Annotated in this window: 15 protein-coding genes and 1 pseudogene; 5 read left to right on the forward strand and 11 right to left on the reverse strand. The window is 40.7% G+C overall.

What is annotated here, in order from left to right:
• The first annotated feature begins 328 nt into the window (after positions 1-328).
• Positions 329-1,111: an acetoin reductase gene (locus ABC357_RS13805; protein ID WP_412888071.1), complete on the forward strand. Its 783-nt coding sequence runs from the start codon at positions 329-331 to the stop codon at positions 1,109-1,111.
• A 220-nt stretch (positions 1,112-1,331) separates the two neighbouring features.
• Here ABC357_RS13805 and ABC357_RS13810 read toward each other — a convergent pair whose 3' ends face one another.
• The 7 genes and pseudogenes from ABC357_RS13810 to ABC357_RS13840 form a co-directional block, all read right to left on the reverse strand.
• A complete protein-coding gene (locus ABC357_RS13810; protein WP_412888072.1) occupies positions 1,332-2,489 on the reverse strand; it encodes a mannitol-1-phosphate 5-dehydrogenase in 1,158 nt (385 codons plus the stop codon).
• Positions 2,486-2,920 carry a PTS mannitol transporter subunit IIA gene (locus tag ABC357_RS13815; protein ID WP_412888073.1) on the reverse strand — a complete coding sequence of 145 codons (435 nt, stop codon included), beginning with the start codon at positions 2,918-2,920 and terminating at the stop codon, positions 2,486-2,488. The genes ABC357_RS13810 and ABC357_RS13815 overlap by 4 nt, the downstream gene beginning before the upstream one ends.
• Positions 2,921-2,925: 5 nt before the next feature.
• Positions 2,926-5,034: a BglG family transcription antiterminator gene (locus ABC357_RS13820; protein WP_412888074.1), complete on the reverse strand. Its 2,109-nt coding sequence runs from the start codon at positions 5,032-5,034 to the stop codon at positions 2,926-2,928.
• 88 nt (positions 5,035-5,122) lie between these two features.
• Positions 5,123-6,583: a PTS mannitol transporter subunit IIBC gene (locus tag ABC357_RS13825; protein WP_412888075.1), complete on the reverse strand. Its 1,461-nt coding sequence runs from the start codon at positions 6,581-6,583 to the stop codon at positions 5,123-5,125.
• A 402-nt stretch (positions 6,584-6,985) separates the two neighbouring features.
• Positions 6,986-7,852 carry a glycine betaine ABC transporter substrate-binding protein gene (locus tag ABC357_RS13830; protein ID WP_412888662.1) on the reverse strand — a complete coding sequence of 289 codons (867 nt, stop codon included), beginning with the start codon at positions 7,850-7,852 and terminating at the stop codon, positions 6,986-6,988.
• Positions 7,853-7,872: 20 nt separating this feature from the next.
• Positions 7,873-8,503: pseudogene (locus tag ABC357_RS13835) on the reverse strand (ABC transporter permease); the annotation flags it as partial.
• Positions 8,496-9,458 carry an ABC transporter ATP-binding protein gene (locus ABC357_RS13840; protein ID WP_412888076.1) on the reverse strand — a complete coding sequence of 321 codons (963 nt, stop codon included), beginning with the start codon at positions 9,456-9,458 and terminating at the stop codon, positions 8,496-8,498. The gene ABC357_RS13840 and the pseudogene ABC357_RS13835, both read right to left, overlap by 8 nt.
• A gap of 395 nt (positions 9,459-9,853) precedes the next feature.
• Here ABC357_RS13840 and ABC357_RS13845 point away from each other — a divergent pair, with 395 nt between their 5' ends.
• From ABC357_RS13845 to ABC357_RS13855, 3 genes are all read left to right on the forward strand, one after another.
• Positions 9,854-10,618 carry a MurR/RpiR family transcriptional regulator gene (locus ABC357_RS13845; RefSeq protein ID WP_412888077.1) on the forward strand — a complete coding sequence of 255 codons (765 nt, stop codon included), beginning with the start codon at positions 9,854-9,856 and terminating at the stop codon, positions 10,616-10,618.
• A gap of 183 nt (positions 10,619-10,801) precedes the next feature.
• The gene (malX, locus tag ABC357_RS13850; protein WP_412888078.1) at positions 10,802-12,367 is read left to right on the forward strand and encodes a maltose/glucose-specific PTS transporter subunit IIBC; all 1,566 of its coding nucleotides are present in this window, start codon (positions 10,802-10,804) and stop codon (positions 12,365-12,367) included.
• Between the two features lie 117 nt (positions 12,368-12,484).
• Positions 12,485-13,687 carry a MalY/PatB family protein gene (locus tag ABC357_RS13855; protein WP_412888079.1) on the forward strand — a complete coding sequence of 401 codons (1,203 nt, stop codon included), beginning with the start codon at positions 12,485-12,487 and terminating at the stop codon, positions 13,685-13,687.
• Positions 13,688-13,768: 81 nt separating this feature from the next.
• On the opposite strand, the gene ABC357_RS13860 is transcribed toward ABC357_RS13855, so the two are convergent.
• Positions 13,769-13,957: a hypothetical protein gene (locus ABC357_RS13860; protein WP_412888080.1), complete on the reverse strand. Its 189-nt coding sequence runs from the start codon at positions 13,955-13,957 to the stop codon at positions 13,769-13,771.
• Between the two features lie 26 nt (positions 13,958-13,983).
• Entirely contained in the window at positions 13,984-14,307 is a 324-nt protein-coding gene (locus ABC357_RS13865) for a hypothetical protein (RefSeq protein ID WP_412888081.1), read from the reverse strand.
• A 311-nt stretch (positions 14,308-14,618) separates the two neighbouring features.
• Between ABC357_RS13865 and ABC357_RS13870 the strand changes: the two genes are divergently transcribed.
• Complete coding sequence (locus tag ABC357_RS13870) at positions 14,619-16,355, forward strand: methyl-accepting chemotaxis protein (protein ID WP_412888082.1); 1,737 nt, start codon at positions 14,619-14,621, stop codon at positions 16,353-16,355.
• Positions 16,356-16,824: 469 nt separating this feature from the next.
• Here ABC357_RS13870 and ABC357_RS13875 read toward each other — a convergent pair whose 3' ends face one another.
• Together ABC357_RS13875 and arcC are read right to left on the reverse strand one after the other, a co-directional pair.
• Positions 16,825-17,529, reverse strand: a complete 705-nt coding sequence (locus ABC357_RS13875) for a Crp/Fnr family transcriptional regulator (RefSeq protein ID WP_412888083.1) — start codon at positions 17,527-17,529, stop codon at positions 16,825-16,827.
• Between the two features lie 369 nt (positions 17,530-17,898).
• Positions 17,899-18,840 carry a carbamate kinase gene (gene arcC / locus ABC357_RS13880; protein ID WP_412888084.1) on the reverse strand — a complete coding sequence of 314 codons (942 nt, stop codon included), beginning with the start codon at positions 18,838-18,840 and terminating at the stop codon, positions 17,899-17,901.
• Between the last annotated feature and the right edge of the window lie 16 nt (positions 18,841-18,856).

Consider the following 18,856-nt stretch of genomic DNA (forward strand, 5'->3'; position numbering starts at 1 on the left):
ATTTGAAATTAATTATATTGAAATTGCATTTTAACCATATAAAGTACGGGATTTTATTATACGAAACCGATATCCAAGTTTCACTCTTTCTTTATTGGAAGTTATTTTACATATTTTGTTAATACAAGTAAGAAAACAAAGTCGACTTTTTGTTTAAAAGACTTACATATTAGTAAACGAATTCTATTTCAAAAAAGTTTTCATTTCTTAAGAAAAAAAGGAAAAAAAGAGTGGGCATATAAGCTGCATGACTGATTGAAGTTTGAGTAAATATCAGAAATTTGTTATTATTTTAATATAATTAATTATTGAATAAAGGAGCGGAAATATGAAAAATTCCCAAAAGGTAGCAATTGTCACTGGAGCCGGTTCAGGAATCGGCCGGGGTATCGCACACCGCTTATCCAAAGATGGATTTACAGTGGTCATCAATGATCTTCACGGAGAGAAAGCAGAAAAAGTGGCACATGAAATTACGTCCTCAAGCGGAACCAATATGGCGCTTGCCATCCAAGGGGATGTCAGCAAAAAAGCGGATGTATCCAGGTTGGTTGACCAGACAGTAGAACACTATGGACGTTTAGATGTATTTGTCTCAAATGCTGGTATAGCACAGGTGGGCTCGATTTTGGAGATTACAGAGCACGATCTGCAATCGATTTTTGAAATCAATGTATTTGGCACTGTTTATGGGATGCAGGCTGCAGCAGAACAAATGAAAAAACAAGGTGGCGGAAAAATTATCAATGCAGCGAGCATTGCAGCACATAAAGGATTCAGTCTATTAGGAGCTTATTCTGCTACAAAGTTCGCGATCCGGGGACTGACTCAGGCAGCTGCACAGGAATTGGCTCCCTTCGGCATTACAGTCAATGCCTATTGCCCAGGTATAGTAGGCACAGACATGTGGGATTTCCTTGATGAACGGCTTTCTACATATATGAAAGTAAATAAAGGGGAAGCCTTTAAAGCCTACGCAGAAGGCATTGCGCTTGGCCGCACACAAACACCTGAAGATGTCGCGAATTTCGTATCTCATTTAGCCTCTAATGATTCAGATTATATGACAGGGCAATCAGTCATTATCGATGGCGGTATGTTATTCAACTAAGCTATTTTTACAAAAATGGTTTCTATAGATGGACCACGGAAGGTCCGGGATACCCTCTTTCCAAAGGTACTCCATCTCTTCCGCTAGTGTAAGGCCCAAGACATACTTCAAATAAAAAACAGAAAGCATATGGCTTTCTGTTTTTTATCTCTTAATATAAAGTTAACACATCAATTTAATCGGATTTATATTCCTATTGGGGTTCTGTTTATATCCTCCATTAGCCTACTTCTTCATTATCATTCAATGTACGGTAATGGCTAATGACATCTTGTGTAATTGCCCATTGCGCCGGTATTTGTGAATAATGGGCGATTGTTTCGACAATTCCTTTTTCCTGGATGCTTTTTTGGATTTCAATCGACTCATGGTCGTTTTCGTTTTTGTAGGAATATGCGGCAGCAACCCCTTTCAATAACGCTTTCGGTGCTTGCCCTACATATGACAGATACTCGATTGCCGGACGGATCAATCTGTCTTTGTTGCCTACTTTACGGATCGGTGACCTGCCTACCCTGTGCACTTCATCTGTAAGATTCTCATTTTCGAAGCGCCCTAAAATACTTTCGATATATTGTGCATGCTCCTCTGGATCAATATCATATTTTTTAACCAACAAGGCACCTGTTTCAAGAAGCGCATCATACACCATTTTTCTTAATCGGACATCCTTCAATACTTCTTGAATGGTCTCCTTTCCATACATTGAGCCAAAATACGCACAGATTGCATGTCCGGTATTTACCGTAAATAGCTTTCTTTCGATGAATGGCTGTAAGTCGGAAACATACTTGGCATTCTGGATCCGCGCATGATTTCCCTGGATTTTCGGTTCTTCAATCACCCATTCATGATACGGTTCTACCAATACATTCAATGAGCCTTTTGAGTCCTGGTTTGGCACGATCCGGTCAACGGCTGAATTCGGAAAGCCTACAGGGGCTTCATCCAAATTTCCAGAGTAATGCTTGGCAATCTCTTCTTTTAATAGATCGGTAGCATTTATAGCATTTTCACAGGCAATGATATTTAGCTTTTTTTGGTTGATTGAGAATCTTCTTTCAAGTCCTTTAGCCATTAAGGGAGCAATGTGGGGCAATATCGAAACACCTAAAGCAGTGGTGATTATTTCCGCTTCCACAAAATCATTCAGTATCTTTTCTTCCTCTTTATTAATATGGTAGCCTTTTGTGCCGGAAATGGTAAATACATCTCTTGAATCATTGGCATAATGGATTTCATATGAATCTACCTTATTTAATAAATCAATGACTTCTTCATTTATATCAATATATCTGACTTGGTAGCCAGAATCATGCAATAGTTGGCCTACAAACCCTCTGCCTATATTTCCTGCTCCAAAATGTAAAGCGATCATAATTCTGCCCCCTCGATAATAGTCATAATTTCATCAATTGTTGCAGCTTTTGAAATCTGTTCCACATTATCCTCATCAGAGAATAGGATAGCCAGTTTTGATATAATGTCCAAATGCTCATTATCCTTTCCGGCAATCCCGACAAGAATAGTTGCTACATTTCCTTCTCCGAAGTCAATTCCCTTAGGCACTTGGATAAAGGAAATGCCTGAATCCTTAATTGTCTCTTTTGCTTCGTCTGTTCCGTGGGGGATGGCAACCCCATTGCCAATATACGTGGTTGTCAATTCTTCTCTCTGGAGCATAGCAGGTACATATTCTTCTGATACATATCCACTTTCCACAAGGCATTTTCCTGCAAAAATGATTGCCTCTTCTTTTGATGCGAATGATTGATTCAAATAAATGTCTTTTGTTGCTACTAGTGCCATGATGTTTACACTTCCTCGTTTAGAATGAATTTTTTATAGGTGGTTGCGAGAAAATCTTTTATGCCTTTTTCACTGGCAGAACTAAACAGCCTGATGCTGTCAGCGCTTTCAATTAAACTCGCAGAAGTGGTACTTAAACATTCCCGTTCATATTGATCCATTTCCATAGGCGCCATCAGGATGATGATATTTTTCACCTGAATTTCCGTTCCATCAGTAGCCTCATAGGGAATCGGATTGTGTAACGTAAATTGTTTAAAAAAGGGCTTTCTGACATGATGGTCACGGGCATGGAAAAAGGCGATGTCCGATGCTGGGATAGCTATTTTCCCCATTTTCTCCCGCTCTTCTATTTTTTCAATAACCGCTTCACAATCTGTGATTAAGCCTTCCTTGAATAGTAGGGTGCAAATTGCCCGCAAAGGTTCCATCATATTCTTCTTATCCTCAATGTCAGGTAATGAAAGAACCGTATATCGATCGAGAATACTGGAGAATACGGTCATTCTTCTTTGCATATCAGTGAAATGCTTCAATTCATTCGAAACAATATGGCTTGCCGGAGGATCTGTCTCCATTGATTCATTGGTTCGGACTGCCTGTTCATTCAAGAAGGCATCAATCTTTTCAAAATCTGTATTTGTAAGCAAAGACTTCACCTGAATGATCTTATGGCTTCCCACCTCTAAAGGGATCGTGGATAATATGAGATCATAGGAGCTCAAGTCAATGCTTTCAAAATGGAACAAAGAGACTGTATCTATTTTTTTCATGGCTGGAAACCTGCTTTTTAATGTGGTTGCCAGCATTTTCGAGCTTCCTATCCCATGTGTGCAGACGATGAGGACATGAATAGTTCTCACAGATTGATGTTTTAACAAATAGGATCCGAAATGCAGCACCAAATAGCCAATTTCCTCATCAGGAATCTTCAGCCCATCCCAGATGGCATCCGCTTCTTCCCTAATGATAGTGAATAATTGTCTATATTCCTTCTTAATGGTGTCCAATAATTGATTTTCAATCATGCCGTTCGATTGCAGTGTATGCATGGAAGGCTGTAAATGGATGAGCAGCTCCATTTCAAACGTTTTATCATCCGGCTTAGGCATATCCATTTGTTTGAATACATTCGTGATCAGCTGGCGTATTTGCATATTCAACTCTATATTTTCTTCAATCGCCAACCCTTCAGAGGTCCGGTATTTCATATGCTTCAGCTTATTGGCCATATAATGCAGCTCGTTTTCATTGAATTCAATATCCAACAGACTATGCAGATAGGAATAAATTCTGTGTGCGTTCTCTATTTCTTGAGTTCCGTACATTTTCCCCCGCTTCACATGAAAATCGTCCACAAACAACCTTTTCGAACACCGTTCCATGGAAAAAATCATCGTCATCAATAATCGGTAATAGCTTTCTCCCGTCATATGCTGCTTAAGCTTCATTTCTTCTTTATCGAAATATTCCTTAACAGCTCGGGCAATCGTGTGGTTGATTGTATTGAGCATAGTGCTCTGCTTCCTTGAGAGCATAAGATGGGAATAATCGCCTTTATACAGCCATTCATAAAAGACATATTCATCTATTGACGAAGTGAATAGACTCATGATGGCACGGCGTTTATCTCTTTCATTTCCATGAATATCTATGCCATAGCCGCGCTTTCTGATAAGCTGCAGGTGCAAATCAGGCAGCTTTTCTTCCCCTGCTGCCAGTACCTGGTTGGTCACAAAGGATGAACTGTCCAACAGGGATGCAAGTGCAGATACTTTAATCGGCTCAGAATCATTCAATAGAACCCACAGCAACATATCTTCCTTCTCTTGAACAGTGAATTCCGCTTGCAATGATCCTAGAAGGGCTTTTTTTAACAGCTCGATTTCTCTGGCATGGACATTGGCGATCATTACGCCTTTCCCCGCTTTTTTATCTAAAGGAATATGGAATCGGCCAAGTGTTCCTTCCACGTTCTTCAATTCACGTTGTACGGTCCGTTCACTCACATTTAACTGTTCGGCTATTTGTTTGGATGAAATGAAATCCTGTCTATCGTTATCTATTAACAGTTTCACAATATCTAATTCTCTTTGGTTTACGTACACCATCATCAGCTCTTTTGTATTTTCTATTTTAGATCCGTTTATTCTGCCCGCATCCAGGCCCTCCCAATACCTGCATCATCGGGTTAAAGGAATATTAAGCACTCTTTTCTTCCTGATTTTCTTTTAATCGATCAGCCAGCTTATTATACTCAGGGGAATTCAAGAAATTGTCGACTGCAACAAAAGTTGCATGTGGGCACTTTGCCTTGGCGCGTTCAAGCAGAGTCTTATTGGTCACAATAATTTGCGAATCAGCAGGCAAATTATTGATTGCCATATTGGTCACCTCTACAGAAATGTCATTTTTCTTAAACATATTTCTTAGGATTGATGCACCCATCGCAGATGAACCCATTCCGGCATCGCAGGCAAAAATCACTAAACTGATTTCTTTATAATCAACAGATTCTTCTTCCATTTCGCTGATTGCAGTTAATTGGGAAGAAACCGAGCTTTTCTTTCCTTTAAGGTCTTCCATTTTTTTCGTAGCTTCATCTAGGCCTTCGCCATCTTCAGCAGAGGCTTTAGATGCTTTAAGAATGACGGCTGAAACAACGAACGATACAGCCGTTGCTGCTGTCACTCCTGCCAATACACCAAGGAAATCTCCTTTTGGTGTCATGCCTAACAGAGCAAATATACTTCCAGGCGAGGCTGCAGCTACAAGTCCCACATTAAATAGCCCAAATGTGAATACCCCTGCGATTCCTCCGGCAATAGCAGCTAACAAGAGAACTGGCTTCATTAATATATACGGGAAGTAAATTTCATGTATCCCCCCGAAGAAGTGGATGATCGCTGCTCCAGGAGCGGTTTTCTTTGCGACTCCCTTGCCGAATAACATTACTGCCAAAAGAATACCCAGTCCTGGCCCAGGATTGCTTTCAATCAAGAAGAGAATAGACTTCCCTGCACTTGCTGCCTGCTCAATTCCGATAGGGCTAAGAATTCCATGGTTAATTGCATTATTCAAAAATAAAACCTTAGCTGGTTCCACAAAAACGCTGGCTAATGGGAGTGCTCCCCATTGAATCATCGTTTCAACGCCTGATGCCAACATACCGCTGAAGGAAACCACAACCGGCCCGACCAATTTAAAGGATAGAATGGTAAGGATCATACCTACAATCCCAGCCGAAAAGTTATTGACCAGCATCTCGAATCCTTCTTTTACACGGTCCTTGAATAGCTTATCGACCTGTTTAATGGCCAATCCGCCGATTGGTCCCATAATCATCGCGCCAAGAAACATCGGTATATCCGCACCGACAATTACACCCATCGTTGCAGTGGCGCCGACTACACCTCCCCGGGCATCGTAGATCATCTTGCCGGCAGTGTATCCGATTAAAATCGGAAGCAGGTATTTAATCATTGGGTCAACCAGTGTGGCTAATTCTTCATTCGGCATCCAGCCTGTCGATATAAATAAGGCTGTAATCAACCCCCATGCAATGAAGGCTCCGATATTCGGCATAATCATGCCTGCCAAATTCCCGCCCATTTTCTGGATGGAAGCCCGAATATTCTTTTTTTCTGTCTGTTTCTCTATCATAATATCCTCCTTTATAGAATCGTTTATTTTACTGATAATTGCTTTTTTCATCTCGAGATATCTTTCATACCTTTATATTAAAGCGCTTTCATTATTTGCTCAATATAAACAAAAGTAAACTTTGTCAATGGAAGGCGACAAAATTCAAAGAGCCTTGCTCATAATTGAGCATAATAATATGAGGAAAGAAACCTGGCTTAAGGATATCAGATCATTTTCCAAAAGAAAACCATTCATCATTCCTTTTTGAAAAGGTCGAATTCTGAACTTGGCTCATTGACTATCGATGCACTTGCATGGTGAGGCCGGCCAAGTAGGATGGCCGACACCATTTATCCCATGAAAAAACGGAAGCCGATTAGCTTCCGTTTTACCTTACTATACCATAGTCCATTCATGGAATTAGTTGTTCAATTTCTCTTTTTCTAAATAAGCCTTTGCCACATCAGCAGGATTCTTGCCATTTACATTGACGTCATAGTTCATTTGGCGCATTTCGTCGTCAGTAATTTTTCCAGCAAGCTTATTCAATGCCTTCTTCAATTCAGGATATTTCTTTATTGTTTCTTCCCTCAGCATCGGTGCGCCTTGATATGGAGGAAACAGATGTTTATCGTCTTTCAATACTTTCAATTTATACTGTCGGAGTTCGCTATCTGTCGAGTAAGCATCCACTACATTGATGTCACCTGTTTTGACGGCATTATAGCGCAGCTTAGGTTCCATCGTTTTCATCTGTGGAAATTGGATTCCATATTTCTTCTTGATACCCCTATATCCATCTTCCCTGTCCGAGAACTCCAACGTAAATCCAACCTTTAATTGATTTTCCACTGCCTTAAGGTCTGATATAGTTTCTAAATGATAACGGTCCGCTATTTCCTTAGATACACCAATCGCATACGTATTGTTGTATTCCATCGGTTTCAGCAGTTCCATTTGGAATTTCGTTTTCATTCCTTTTTTAGCTTGTTCGTACACTTCCTTCGAATCGGTGCTTGTAGCGGTCTCTTTCATGAATTCCGATATAGCTGTGCCGCTGAATTCTGGATAGATGTCGATACTTCCCGACTTCAATGCATTAAATACGAAGGAAGTCTTACCGAGGCCAGGCTTCAATTCAACTGAGTAATCAGTGTCATGTTCGATTAATTCTTTGTACATATTAATTAATATTTCAGGCTCAGCCCCTAATTTACCGGCAATAATGATTTTCTTTCCATGGTCTTTTGCAAAATAAGGAACCCCGATGACAAGAGCAACAAACACAATTAAAGCTACAATGGAAGCCAATGTCGCCTTGAAAGAAAGCTTCTCGAATCGGCGAAGGATAAAATCAATAATGATAGCCAATAACGCGGTCGGGATGGCCCCTAAAATAATTAAGGACATATCATTCCGGTCGATTCCAAGCAAAATGATTTCCCCAAGGCCACCAGCCCCGATTAAGGCAGCCAATGTCGCGGTCCCGACGATTAGTACCATCCCTGTACGAATGCCGGCCATGATGACGGGCATTGCAAGCGGCAATTCAACCTTCATCATCCGTTTTCTGCGATTCATTCCCATCGCTCTCGCTGCCTCAATCAATGAAGGATCCACTTCCTTAATCCCTGTATATGTATTCCTTAATATAGGAAGCAGTGCATAAACCACCAATGCAATGATGGCAGGCACTTTACCGATGCCGAACAATGGTATCAGCAAGCCCAGCAAAGCAAGGGAAGGGATTGTTTGCAAAACGGCCGTTACACCTATGATGCCTTCTGCAATCTTAGGTTTTTTCGTTAAATAGATGCCGAGCGGAATAGCGATAACGACCGCAAATAATAATGATATAAAGGAAATCTGTATATGTTGCAGCAAGGCGCTCCATAATTGATCTTGCCGTTCGCTTAACACATCCAAAAACTTATGCATGGCGGGCACCGCCTTCCTGCTGCTCTACCGCAAGATGGTGGATAATGTCCTTACGGGATATAGTGCCGATTAATCGGCCGTCCTGTTCGACACCGATGGACTCATGCTTCATCAGCAGAGTATACATATCCTCTAAGGAAGAATCGGCCGATATACTCAAAGGCATGCCCGTTTCGCATCCGCCATCCATTTTTTGCATAAAGTCAGCAATCGACGGTTGGCTAGAATAGTCATTCTGTATGCCGACAAAATCTCGGATGAACTGATTTGAAGGGAATTTGACTATTTCTTTTGGCGTCCCTATCTGAATGATTTGACCGTCTTTCATTACGCAAATTCTGTCCCCCAGTTTCAAGGCCTCATTCATATCATGCGTCACAAATACGATTGTTTTTTGAATGGTATGCTGCAATTCAAGCATATCATCCTGAAGCTTTTCCCGGCTAAGAGGGTCCAAGGCACTGAACGGTTCATCCATTAGGATCAGTTCTGGGTCGGCAGCCAAAGCCCTTGCAACCCCAATGCGTTGCTGTTGCCCCCCGGATAATTCAAGCGGTTTCTTATGTCTGTACTGGCTCGGCTCCAAACCGACCATCTCCAATAACTCGTCTACCCGTTTTCTCGTTTTCTTTTTATCCCATTTCTTCAATTCAGGTACAACCGCAATATTTTCTTCAATTGTCATATGCGGGAATAAAGAAATTTGTTGAAGAACATAGCCAATATTCCAGCGCAGCTCATGAATGTCATAGTGTTTTATTTCTTTTCCGTTCAAAAGGATTTTCCCTTCCGTCATATCAATCAAGCGATTGATCATTTTCAGCGTGGTTGTTTTTCCGCACCCACTTGGCCCGATCAATATAAAGAATTCCCCTTTTTTTATTGAGAAACCAATGGAATCTACTGCCTTTGTTCCATCTTCATATTGTTTTGTGACATTTTCAAATGTAATCATATACTTCTCCCTTGCTCACTTTGGTATAAACCTACATAGTTATCTACCCATTTTTCTATTATATATTTCTTTTTTCAAAAAATAATTTCTATATTAATAGTGTTTTTATTTAGAAATAACTATATTTAAACGCTTTCTTTTTTATCTTATATAATATAGATGTCATATAATTCTATTGATGTTTTTTTGGTACCGGCATTTTTATGCAATGTTATCTGTAACGAGTGCAGCATCCTGTGACAAGCCCCGAGGATTTCATCCTGATCCCTTTTCCATCTGGTTCTGCATCGTGCGTAAGCATGGATGAATAACCGCACTCATAAAGAGACAGTGACCATATAAAAATAGCCTGGTTACTCTAAAAACGTTTATCATACATGAAAGAGTGAGAGATCATGCAAGTCTTCTTCAAGAAGCTGGCACAGCATAGAAGCCATTTAAGCCAATTGGAAAAACAAGTATTAGAGCATATCTTAAGTAAACCGGAACAAGTCAAAAGTATGAATGTCCAGGAGCTTGCGAAAGAAATTTTTGTTTCGACCGCAACCATAAGCCGGACTTGCCAGCAGTTGGGGTTCCAAGGCTATCAAGACCTTAAATTCGCATTGAACCAATATACTCTGCCGGAAAAGAAGGATTGCCAAACGAGCAAATCGGAGCTGCTTTCATCCCATATAGAGAGAATGCAGAATGAAATGAATCATACATGCATGCATCTGCAGGAAAAGGATATCAAGGCGGCTGCCGATCTACTGAAAAACAGCAATCAGACTGAATTGATCGGCGTTGGGATTTCCTATCCTGTTTGCGTGGATGCGAAGCGCAAATTGCTGTTTTCGGGAAAACTATGCAATGCCCGTGAAGATATTGATGAATTAAGAAGCATATCCAATCAGTTGACTCCTAATGATGTGGCCATCATTGTTTCATACAGTGGTGAAACGTTGCACATCCTTGAATTTGCGCACACATTGAAAAACAGAGGAGTACCGATCATATCCATTACAGGCAATCATCAAAATCTGCTGCGGCAAATTTCCACCATATCCTTACAGGCGCATGTTACAAATTGCTACTTTGGAGAATTAGACATGAGCTCTCGATTCCCGCTCAGCATTCTTTTGGATTTATTGATTCTATCTTATTTAAATAATAGCTAAAAGAACGTATACAAGGATAAGCCAGAGGATGTTTCCCCCTGGTTTTTTTCTTTCACTCAGCCTTTTATTCTGTACAGCGAATACAAAGAATGTATGCCTTTACAAAAAGGCTGTAAGCGATTGCATATTAAGCGGGGAAATTGTAATCTTATGTCAGATTCTCAACAAGAAAGGACGTACAGCATGACAAAGAAAAAATCACTTAAATCGAAGTTGTGGGAATTCTTCCAAGGCATTGGAAAAACATTCATGCTTCCAGTAGCATTGCTCGCTTTTATGGGCCTAATGCTTGGTATTGGAAGTTCATTCACCAGCCCTACAACGATTGAAACATTCCCATTCCTAGGAAACGAAGTACTTCAAGCCATCTTCAGTTGGATGTCAACAGTAGGAGGATTCGCATTTACCTACCTTCCAGTATTATTCGCAATGGCCATTCCTCTTGGACTAGTGCGTTATGAAAAAGGTGTAGCAGCCTTCTCGGGCTTCGTTGGTTATGTATTATTGAATCTAGCAATCAATTTTTATCTTACTCTTACCGACCAGCTTGCAGCAGCCGATCAAATGAGAACGGCCGGCCAAGGTATGGTCATGGGCATCCAAACCATTGAAATGGGTGTTCTAGGCGGTATCATTACAGGTATCATTGTTTATTTGCTTCATAATAAGTTTCACGAAATCAAGCTACCTGATGCATTCGCATTCTTTGGCGGCGCAAGATTCGTTCCTATTATCACTGCTTTAGTAATGTCCGCTGTCGGCGTAGCCATCCCTATGATTTGGCCGATTTTCGCAGCCGGCATTAACGGTATCGGTTCAATTATTCAAGGATCAGGCATATTCGGCCCATTCCTATTTGGATTCGGGGAAAGATTGCTTCTTCCATTCGGACTCCACCATATATTGGTGGCGATGATCCGATTCACGGAAGCCGGCGGTACTCAGGTTGTCAACGGTGAAACAATCTCCGGCGCCCTGAATATTTTCTATGCCCAATTACAAAACGGCCTTCCATTCAGTCCTGATGCAACCGGATTCTTATCCCAAGGCAAAATGCCATCGTTCATGTTCGGATTGCCAGCTGTCGCATTAGCTATTTATCATACAGCACGCCCTGAAAACCGCAAAAAGATTAAAGGCCTATTAATTTCAGGTGTCATCGCTGCTCTTGTAACAGGGATTACGGAACCAATTGAATTCTTGTTCTTGTTCATCTCGCCAGTACTCTTCCTGATCCACGCTGTATTGACTGGCCTTGGCTTCATGGTAATGGCTATGTTTGATGTTACGATCGGTAATACAGATGGAGGAATTCTTGATTTCTTAATCTTTGGTGTCATGCAAGGCTTCAAGACAAAGTGGTATCTTGTTCCGATTGTCGGAGCAGTATGGTTCGCTGTCTACTACAGTGTATTCCGTTTCGCCATCACAAAATGGAACTTGAAAACACCTGGACGTGAAATATCCGAACAAAACGAAGAAGAAGAGAATCAGACTTCTTCAAAAGGGACTAGCCACAATGCTGAAAGAATTCTTGCAGCATTAGGCGGCAAAGAAAATATTGAAGTATTGGATAACTGCATTACCCGCCTTCGCCTTGTTGTAACAGACATGAGCAAGGTAGACGAAAAGAAATTAAAAGATTACGGCGCACTTGGGGTTGTTAAATTGGATGAACATAGTTTACAGGTCATTATCGGCCCTCAAGTTGCTATACTAAGATCCCAAATGGATAAAATCGCATCCTAAATAGGACAGCATTTAGTTCTCTCTTCATCCGGCATGTGCAAAATATGCCAGTTGGATGAAGAGAGTTTTATTAACTGAATGGTTGTCTTACTATTTTCACGAGAGAGGTAAGAAGCAATGAAATACAATTTTGATGAGAAAGTAAACCGTTTGGGAACCTATTGCACCCAATGGGACTATATAGAGGACCGTTTCGGGGAAAAGGATCTTCTGCCTTTCAGCATCTCGGATACTGACTTCCTTTGCCCTCCCGAACTTCTCGAATCATTGAATTACCGAATGCAGCATGGGTTGTTCGGTTATACCCGTTGGAACCATAATGATTACAAACAAGCTATAACCGGTTGGTATAAACGCCGATTTAGGAGCGAAATAGAGAGTGACTGGATTGTCTATTCGCCGACAGTCATCTATTCTATTTCCAAACTTATCGAGCTTTTAACAGACAAAGGCGATCATATTGTGACACAAACGCCTGCCTACGATGCGTTTTATAAATTGGCCCACGATAACGGCAGAGTTCTGGCCTGCAATCCATTACTTGAAACAAACGGCCATTTCTCTATCGACTTTAATGATTTAGAAAGCAAGCTCAGCCATCCAAAATGTAAAGTGCTCCTATTATGCAGCCCGCATAATCCGACCGGAAGAGTTTGGACAAAAGATGAATTGGACGCAATGGTTTCCCTGTGCCGAAAACACTCTGTTTTTATCATTTCCGATGAAATCCACATGGATATCATTCACGGGCCAAATCGCCATATCCCGATTGTTTCCAGCGATGCAGATCTAAATCATGTATGTATCTGCACATCTGCCAGCAAAACATTCAATACACCTGGATTAAGCGGGTCCTATTCTATCATTCCGAACGAGAAACTTCGCGAAGAATTCCTGGTTACCCTTAAAAATCGGGACGGACTGTCTTGCGCAAGTGTACTCGGTACCATCTCTACCATGTCGGCATATAATGAATGCGGTGAATGGGTCGACCAACTCAATGAGTACATTCATGCCAATCTATTGACCGTACAGACATTCCTGAAAGAGCATATTCCGGCTGCCAAATTGGTCATGCCTGAATCGACCTATCTTGCCTGGATTGACGTCAAAGCTCTCCCTTACTCAAGTGAAGAGCTGCAGGATGCCCTGGTCCACCATGGCAAAGTGGCTATTATGCCTGGTGAAACATACGGTCCTGAAGCAAGAGGGTATATCCGGATGAATATCGGCTGTCCTCGCGATAAAGTGCTCGATGGTTTAGAGAGATTTAAACGCACCATAGAATTTTTGGAAACAAAAAAATCAACCTGCAACTGATCAAAAAGAAAAATGCCTCTCTTCTTTTGCTGAAGAGAGGCATTTTTCTTTTCCCTATATACCTCGTATTTTTCAATCTATTTATACGATATCCACATATTCTTTAATGATGCTTAAGGCCTCATCAGTATCCTTTGATAAGTGAACCCGCTGCCTCATCTTTTCAGCAAGTTCCCTTCTATTTTCTTTCTTGAGGGCAAGACTGGCTGAAGCCATTACCAGAAAGAAATGATCATCGACCGAGAGAAGATTCACTCTAGGTTTTTTCAATAGTTTGTACACCCCTCATTCACCGGTCATTTTACCCGGGATGTCGTTTCAATCAACTGCATGTATTTGTTCAGTATATGCTCGAGTGTTCTTTGATTAGCGATAATGACTTCTTGATCGTGGACAAATTGTTCACTCAATACTTCTCCCCCGCTGGCTTTCACCTGAAAATCCACTTTTCCGTAATACTTAGAAAACACTAAACACCATTTATTATTATCAATGAGCAAAACCTCATCGACTTTAGGGTTTATCAATTGTTCGTGAATGATCCTTGAATGGCAAACCCCATCAATCGCTTCCACTAAAGAAAGATCGACCATTATTTCGTGAAATTGTCTAAAAGTCATATATCCACACCTCCCATATCTTTCATTATGTTAAAAACAATTGGAAATAGATGAAAATTTATTTGAACACATTATGAATTTTTGTCAAGGCTCCCTTGTGAACTTTATCGGAACTAAAACCACTTACTATTAAAATTATCAACACCTCATCATCTTTCTTTAAACTATGTCATCAACTGATGACGATAAGACATAGAAAGAAAAATATACAAACTTTTTACTCAAGCATAATCGACTCAAAATTTGTAAAAACATGTCGATAAATAGTCATAGGGATATTTATTTAAAATAGGGAAAAAGGGGAAATATTGATGAAACGATTACGGTCTTTAAGGGCTAAAGTGCTAATACTTTGCATACTGATCTTGCTTGTCCCTTCCACTATCATAGGAAGAAGCGCCTATATGATCAGTAAACAAGGATTCGATGAATCAGGCAGACAACAATTGAAGGATAATACACAGAAGATTATCGGCATGATTACATTATTGAACAATCAAGTGAATAAAGGCTATCTTTCACTTGAGGACGCCCAGGAAGAATTACGGACGGCGTTGATGAGTGAAGCTGATTCATCCGGGCATCGAAATTATAATAGATTATATACAGTTGGAAAATCCGGGAATATTTTCGCTATGTCCGAAGATGGGACCGTTGTTATGAGCCCGGATTCCGAAGGTGCCAATTTAGTTGGTGCAATGACTGAAGATAAACAGGATATGGGCAAAACATTTTTGGAAAAAGGGGAAAAAGGCGGATTCGCGGAATATACATGGAAGGATCCACGGACGAAAAAAGTAGCAAAATCAATTGCATATATTGAAAAAGACCCTTATTGGGGATGGACAGTCGGATCTGATTCTGTCAAATCAGAATTCAATAAGAAAGCAACCTCCGTATCCAATTGGATAGCCATCATAACATTAATATCGATCATTATAGGCGGAGCCATATCCTACTGGTTCGCTGTACGTTTCACTAAACCGCTTCGGCAAATCAGCGGGGCTTTAAAGAAAGCTTCAAATGGGGATTTCAGCGAACAGGATATTTCTGTCCAAACAAAGGATGAGGTAGGCGAATTGGCCAAAGATTTCAATACGATGAAGCAAAATATGCATGGCTTACTATCGACTGTAAAACAATCGACCTTTCTTGTCGCCTCTTCATCCGAGCAATTGACGGCTTCATCTGAAGAAACAAAACGGGCATCGAAGGAAATCTCAGAAGCAATGCAGCTGGTCGCAACAGGGGCCGAAAGCAATAACACCAATATTGTAGAAAGTGCTACTTCCTTGGAAGAAGTGACGATTGCTATACAGAATTTGGCTGAGAATGCTTCGAGCATTACAACAGCCAGTGATTCAGTCATTGAACAGGCCAAAGAAGGCAATCATTTTGTGCGTAAATCGGCTGAGCAAGTCCGTTTCATACAAGACCAAGTGAACGATAGCAATAGCACACTGCAATTGCTCATCTCACGATCGAAAGAAATCGGGGAAATCTCTACCGCTATCACATCCATTGCCGATCAGACCAATCTGTTGTCATTGAATGCTGCCATCGAAGCGGCGAGAGCAGGCGAACACGGACGCGGGTTTGCAGTTGTGGCGGATGAAGTACGCAAACTGGCTGAACAATCACAGAATTCTTCTCAAAAGATATCCGAAATAATCAATGATGTGCAAGTTCATATGGGAAAATCCACAGGATCCATGAACGCTGCTGTAACATCAGTCGAAGAAGGGCTGGATATTATAAATCAGACGGAAGCCAAATTCGAAAAAATTGTCCAAGCAATGGGCGAAATGGGACGGCAAGTGACGGACGTAGCTGCCACTGTGGAACAAATGTCTGCCGGTGCCGAAGAAGTGTCTGCCGCCTTTACAAGCATGACGTCTGTAACCAAGGATACATCGACCCATTCTCAGCGGGTAGCGGCAGCCTCCCAAGAACAACAAGCGGCCATGGAGGAAATCTCACGTTCGTCAACGGAGTTATCACAGTTATCAACCAATCTGCAAAAACAGGTGGATCTGTTCAAGATATAAAAATCATATACCCATCAGTTCGCTTCCTGTGACTTTGAAAATTAATAGTAATGTTAACTGTTTTTAATATTCTGTTCATATTTATGCGGTATAGTAAAAACTATCAAAAGTACCCTTCTACAATAGATGTTTTGGATCCAGCTTATTATGGCTGGATCTCTTTTTTTATTAAAATAACAATAACGGCTTGGTCATGCCCACAAGCTTTAAGAGAAGAACTGGCCACTAAGCAAGAAGCAACACAGACCCCCTTCTTCATTTAAGGCTTCCATCCTAATTTTAATATGGACTCTTTACGGCAAACCAGCGGCATTGCGATAGATATCGATTACGCACACCCTGCAACATAATAATGAGCTGACATTCATACCGGTCTACCTTCCTTAGTGACGGCTTTTTCTAAAGGCGAGGGGGAACAACCAAGGCAAAGTCACCCTCCAATCGGTTCAATCGATATCCCCCTAACTCATTAAACAATCTCTTCCACCTTCGTTAATGGAGCAAAATAATCCACATTTAAAATCTTGATTTTCCGATCATTTGTTAATTCAAGAACTTTCTTTTTTCGTAAGGTTTTGAAAACGCCGCTTGCTGTTTCTCTTGAAGTACCTGATATCTTGGCAATATCCGTTATAGTAATTGGGCAATCTATTAATATGGATCCCTTTTGCTTTTCGCCAAGTTGCATTGTTAAATAACCGATGGTGCTGACAACGCGCATTTGGGCGTTTTGCTGCAGAATATATTGGAGACGTTTTTCACGGATATCAATCATATCTTCCATATTCGTAATAATTTTAATCAGCATATTAAGATTTTTCTTCAATGAATCTATGAATAATCTCTGTGAAATATATATAATTGTCACATCTGTGACAGCTACTGCAGTATGCTGATAATATCCTTCCCGGAATAAATTAACATAAGGAAAAAATGTTTTTTTCTTAACATAGCAATAAAAACTGTTCATTTCACATACATCTTCCCGTTGCAGCCTTACAAATCCATCCAAAACGTAATAAAATCGATCGCATGGATCTCCTTCCATGAATAAAATCTGCCCTTTTTTATAGGTTCTCTCATAGCAATTGGAAGCAAGCATCAATAATTGATCATAATCAATTCCTTTAAAATATTCATCATTTTTTATTTTATCTACGATAAAAGAATTCATACGGCCACTCCCTTGTAAGATAACTCATTTCTTTGGCCAGAGCTATTTTCTGATTAGACGCAATGGCTTATACCCTTTTTGTTTCTCACCGGCATAAAAAACAAAAATTCCAACATGTAAGCGCATAATAAAGAAGGGGAAAACTTATTCATAATGACCGGCTATTCCACTTCCACTATTAACTATAAAACAAAACTAGAGGCTTGTTATGTGAAATGTATACCTCAAAAGGGATATAAAGGGAATTCAGATTCTTTTTTTCATTCTATTGAATTCCACATTTGACAAGCATAAGAGGCGGATGTGTAGGAATATTGATGTGAATGTGAAAAAGCCGGGTTTGCATTTAGCTCCCCCGGCTTCTGAAGATTACATTTGAATAACAGTACCTGTTTTCCCTTCGATTGCTTCATCTGCGTATTCAAGGGAAGTGATGATTGTTTTGCGTCCTTTGCCTGATTTAGCAAAAGCAATTCCTGCCTCAACTTTAGGAAGCATGCTGCCTGGCGCGAATTGATTTTCAGAGATGTATTGTTCCATTTCAGCAACAGTTACGTTCTCTAGTTTTTTCTGATCCGGTTTACCGTAATTGACAAAGACATTCTCTACAGCTGTCAAAATGACCAAAACATCTGCATCTACAAGCTCTGCCAATTTTTCAGCTGCGAAATCTTTATCGATTACAGCTTCAGTTCCGTGCAGCTCAGTTCCATCGCTGACAACCGGGATTCCGCCGCCGCCTGCTGCAATCACAAGGTGGCCGCTGTTTACGATATCTGCAATTACTGGATATTCATAAATTGAAATTGGTTTTGGCGATGCAACAACACGGCGGTATCCGCGGTTAGCATCCTCCTTGAACACATACCCTGTTTCTTTCACAAGTTCATCAGCTTCTTCTTTCGAATAGAAGGGGCCGATTGGCTTTGTCGGATTTTGGAATGAAGGATCATTTTTATCCACGACAACTTGTGTAATGACGCTTGCTACACTCTTTTCGATTTTCTTTTCAGCAAAAGCCGTTTCAAAGGCATTTTGCATCCAATAACCGATCATACCCTGGCTCATCGCACCACATGTATCAAGAGGCATCGCAGGTGTCTTTTCAGAGTCAGCTGCTTTTTGCTGAAGCAGGATGTTCCCAACTTGCGGTCCATTACCGTGAGTAATGACAACGTTCAACCCATTTTCAATAAGTGGAACCAATTTATTAGCTGTATCCGCAAGCGCTTTTTGTTGAGCTTCAGCAGTTGCATCTCCAGATTGTATAGCGTTTCCGCCAAGTGCGATTACTACTTTTTTCTGTTCCATTCATCTCTCACTCCAT

The sequence above is a fragment of the Bacillus kalamii genome (genome assembly GCF_047238185.1).
Taxonomy (GTDB): domain Bacteria; phylum Bacillota; class Bacilli; order Bacillales; family DSM-1321; genus Bacillus_AD.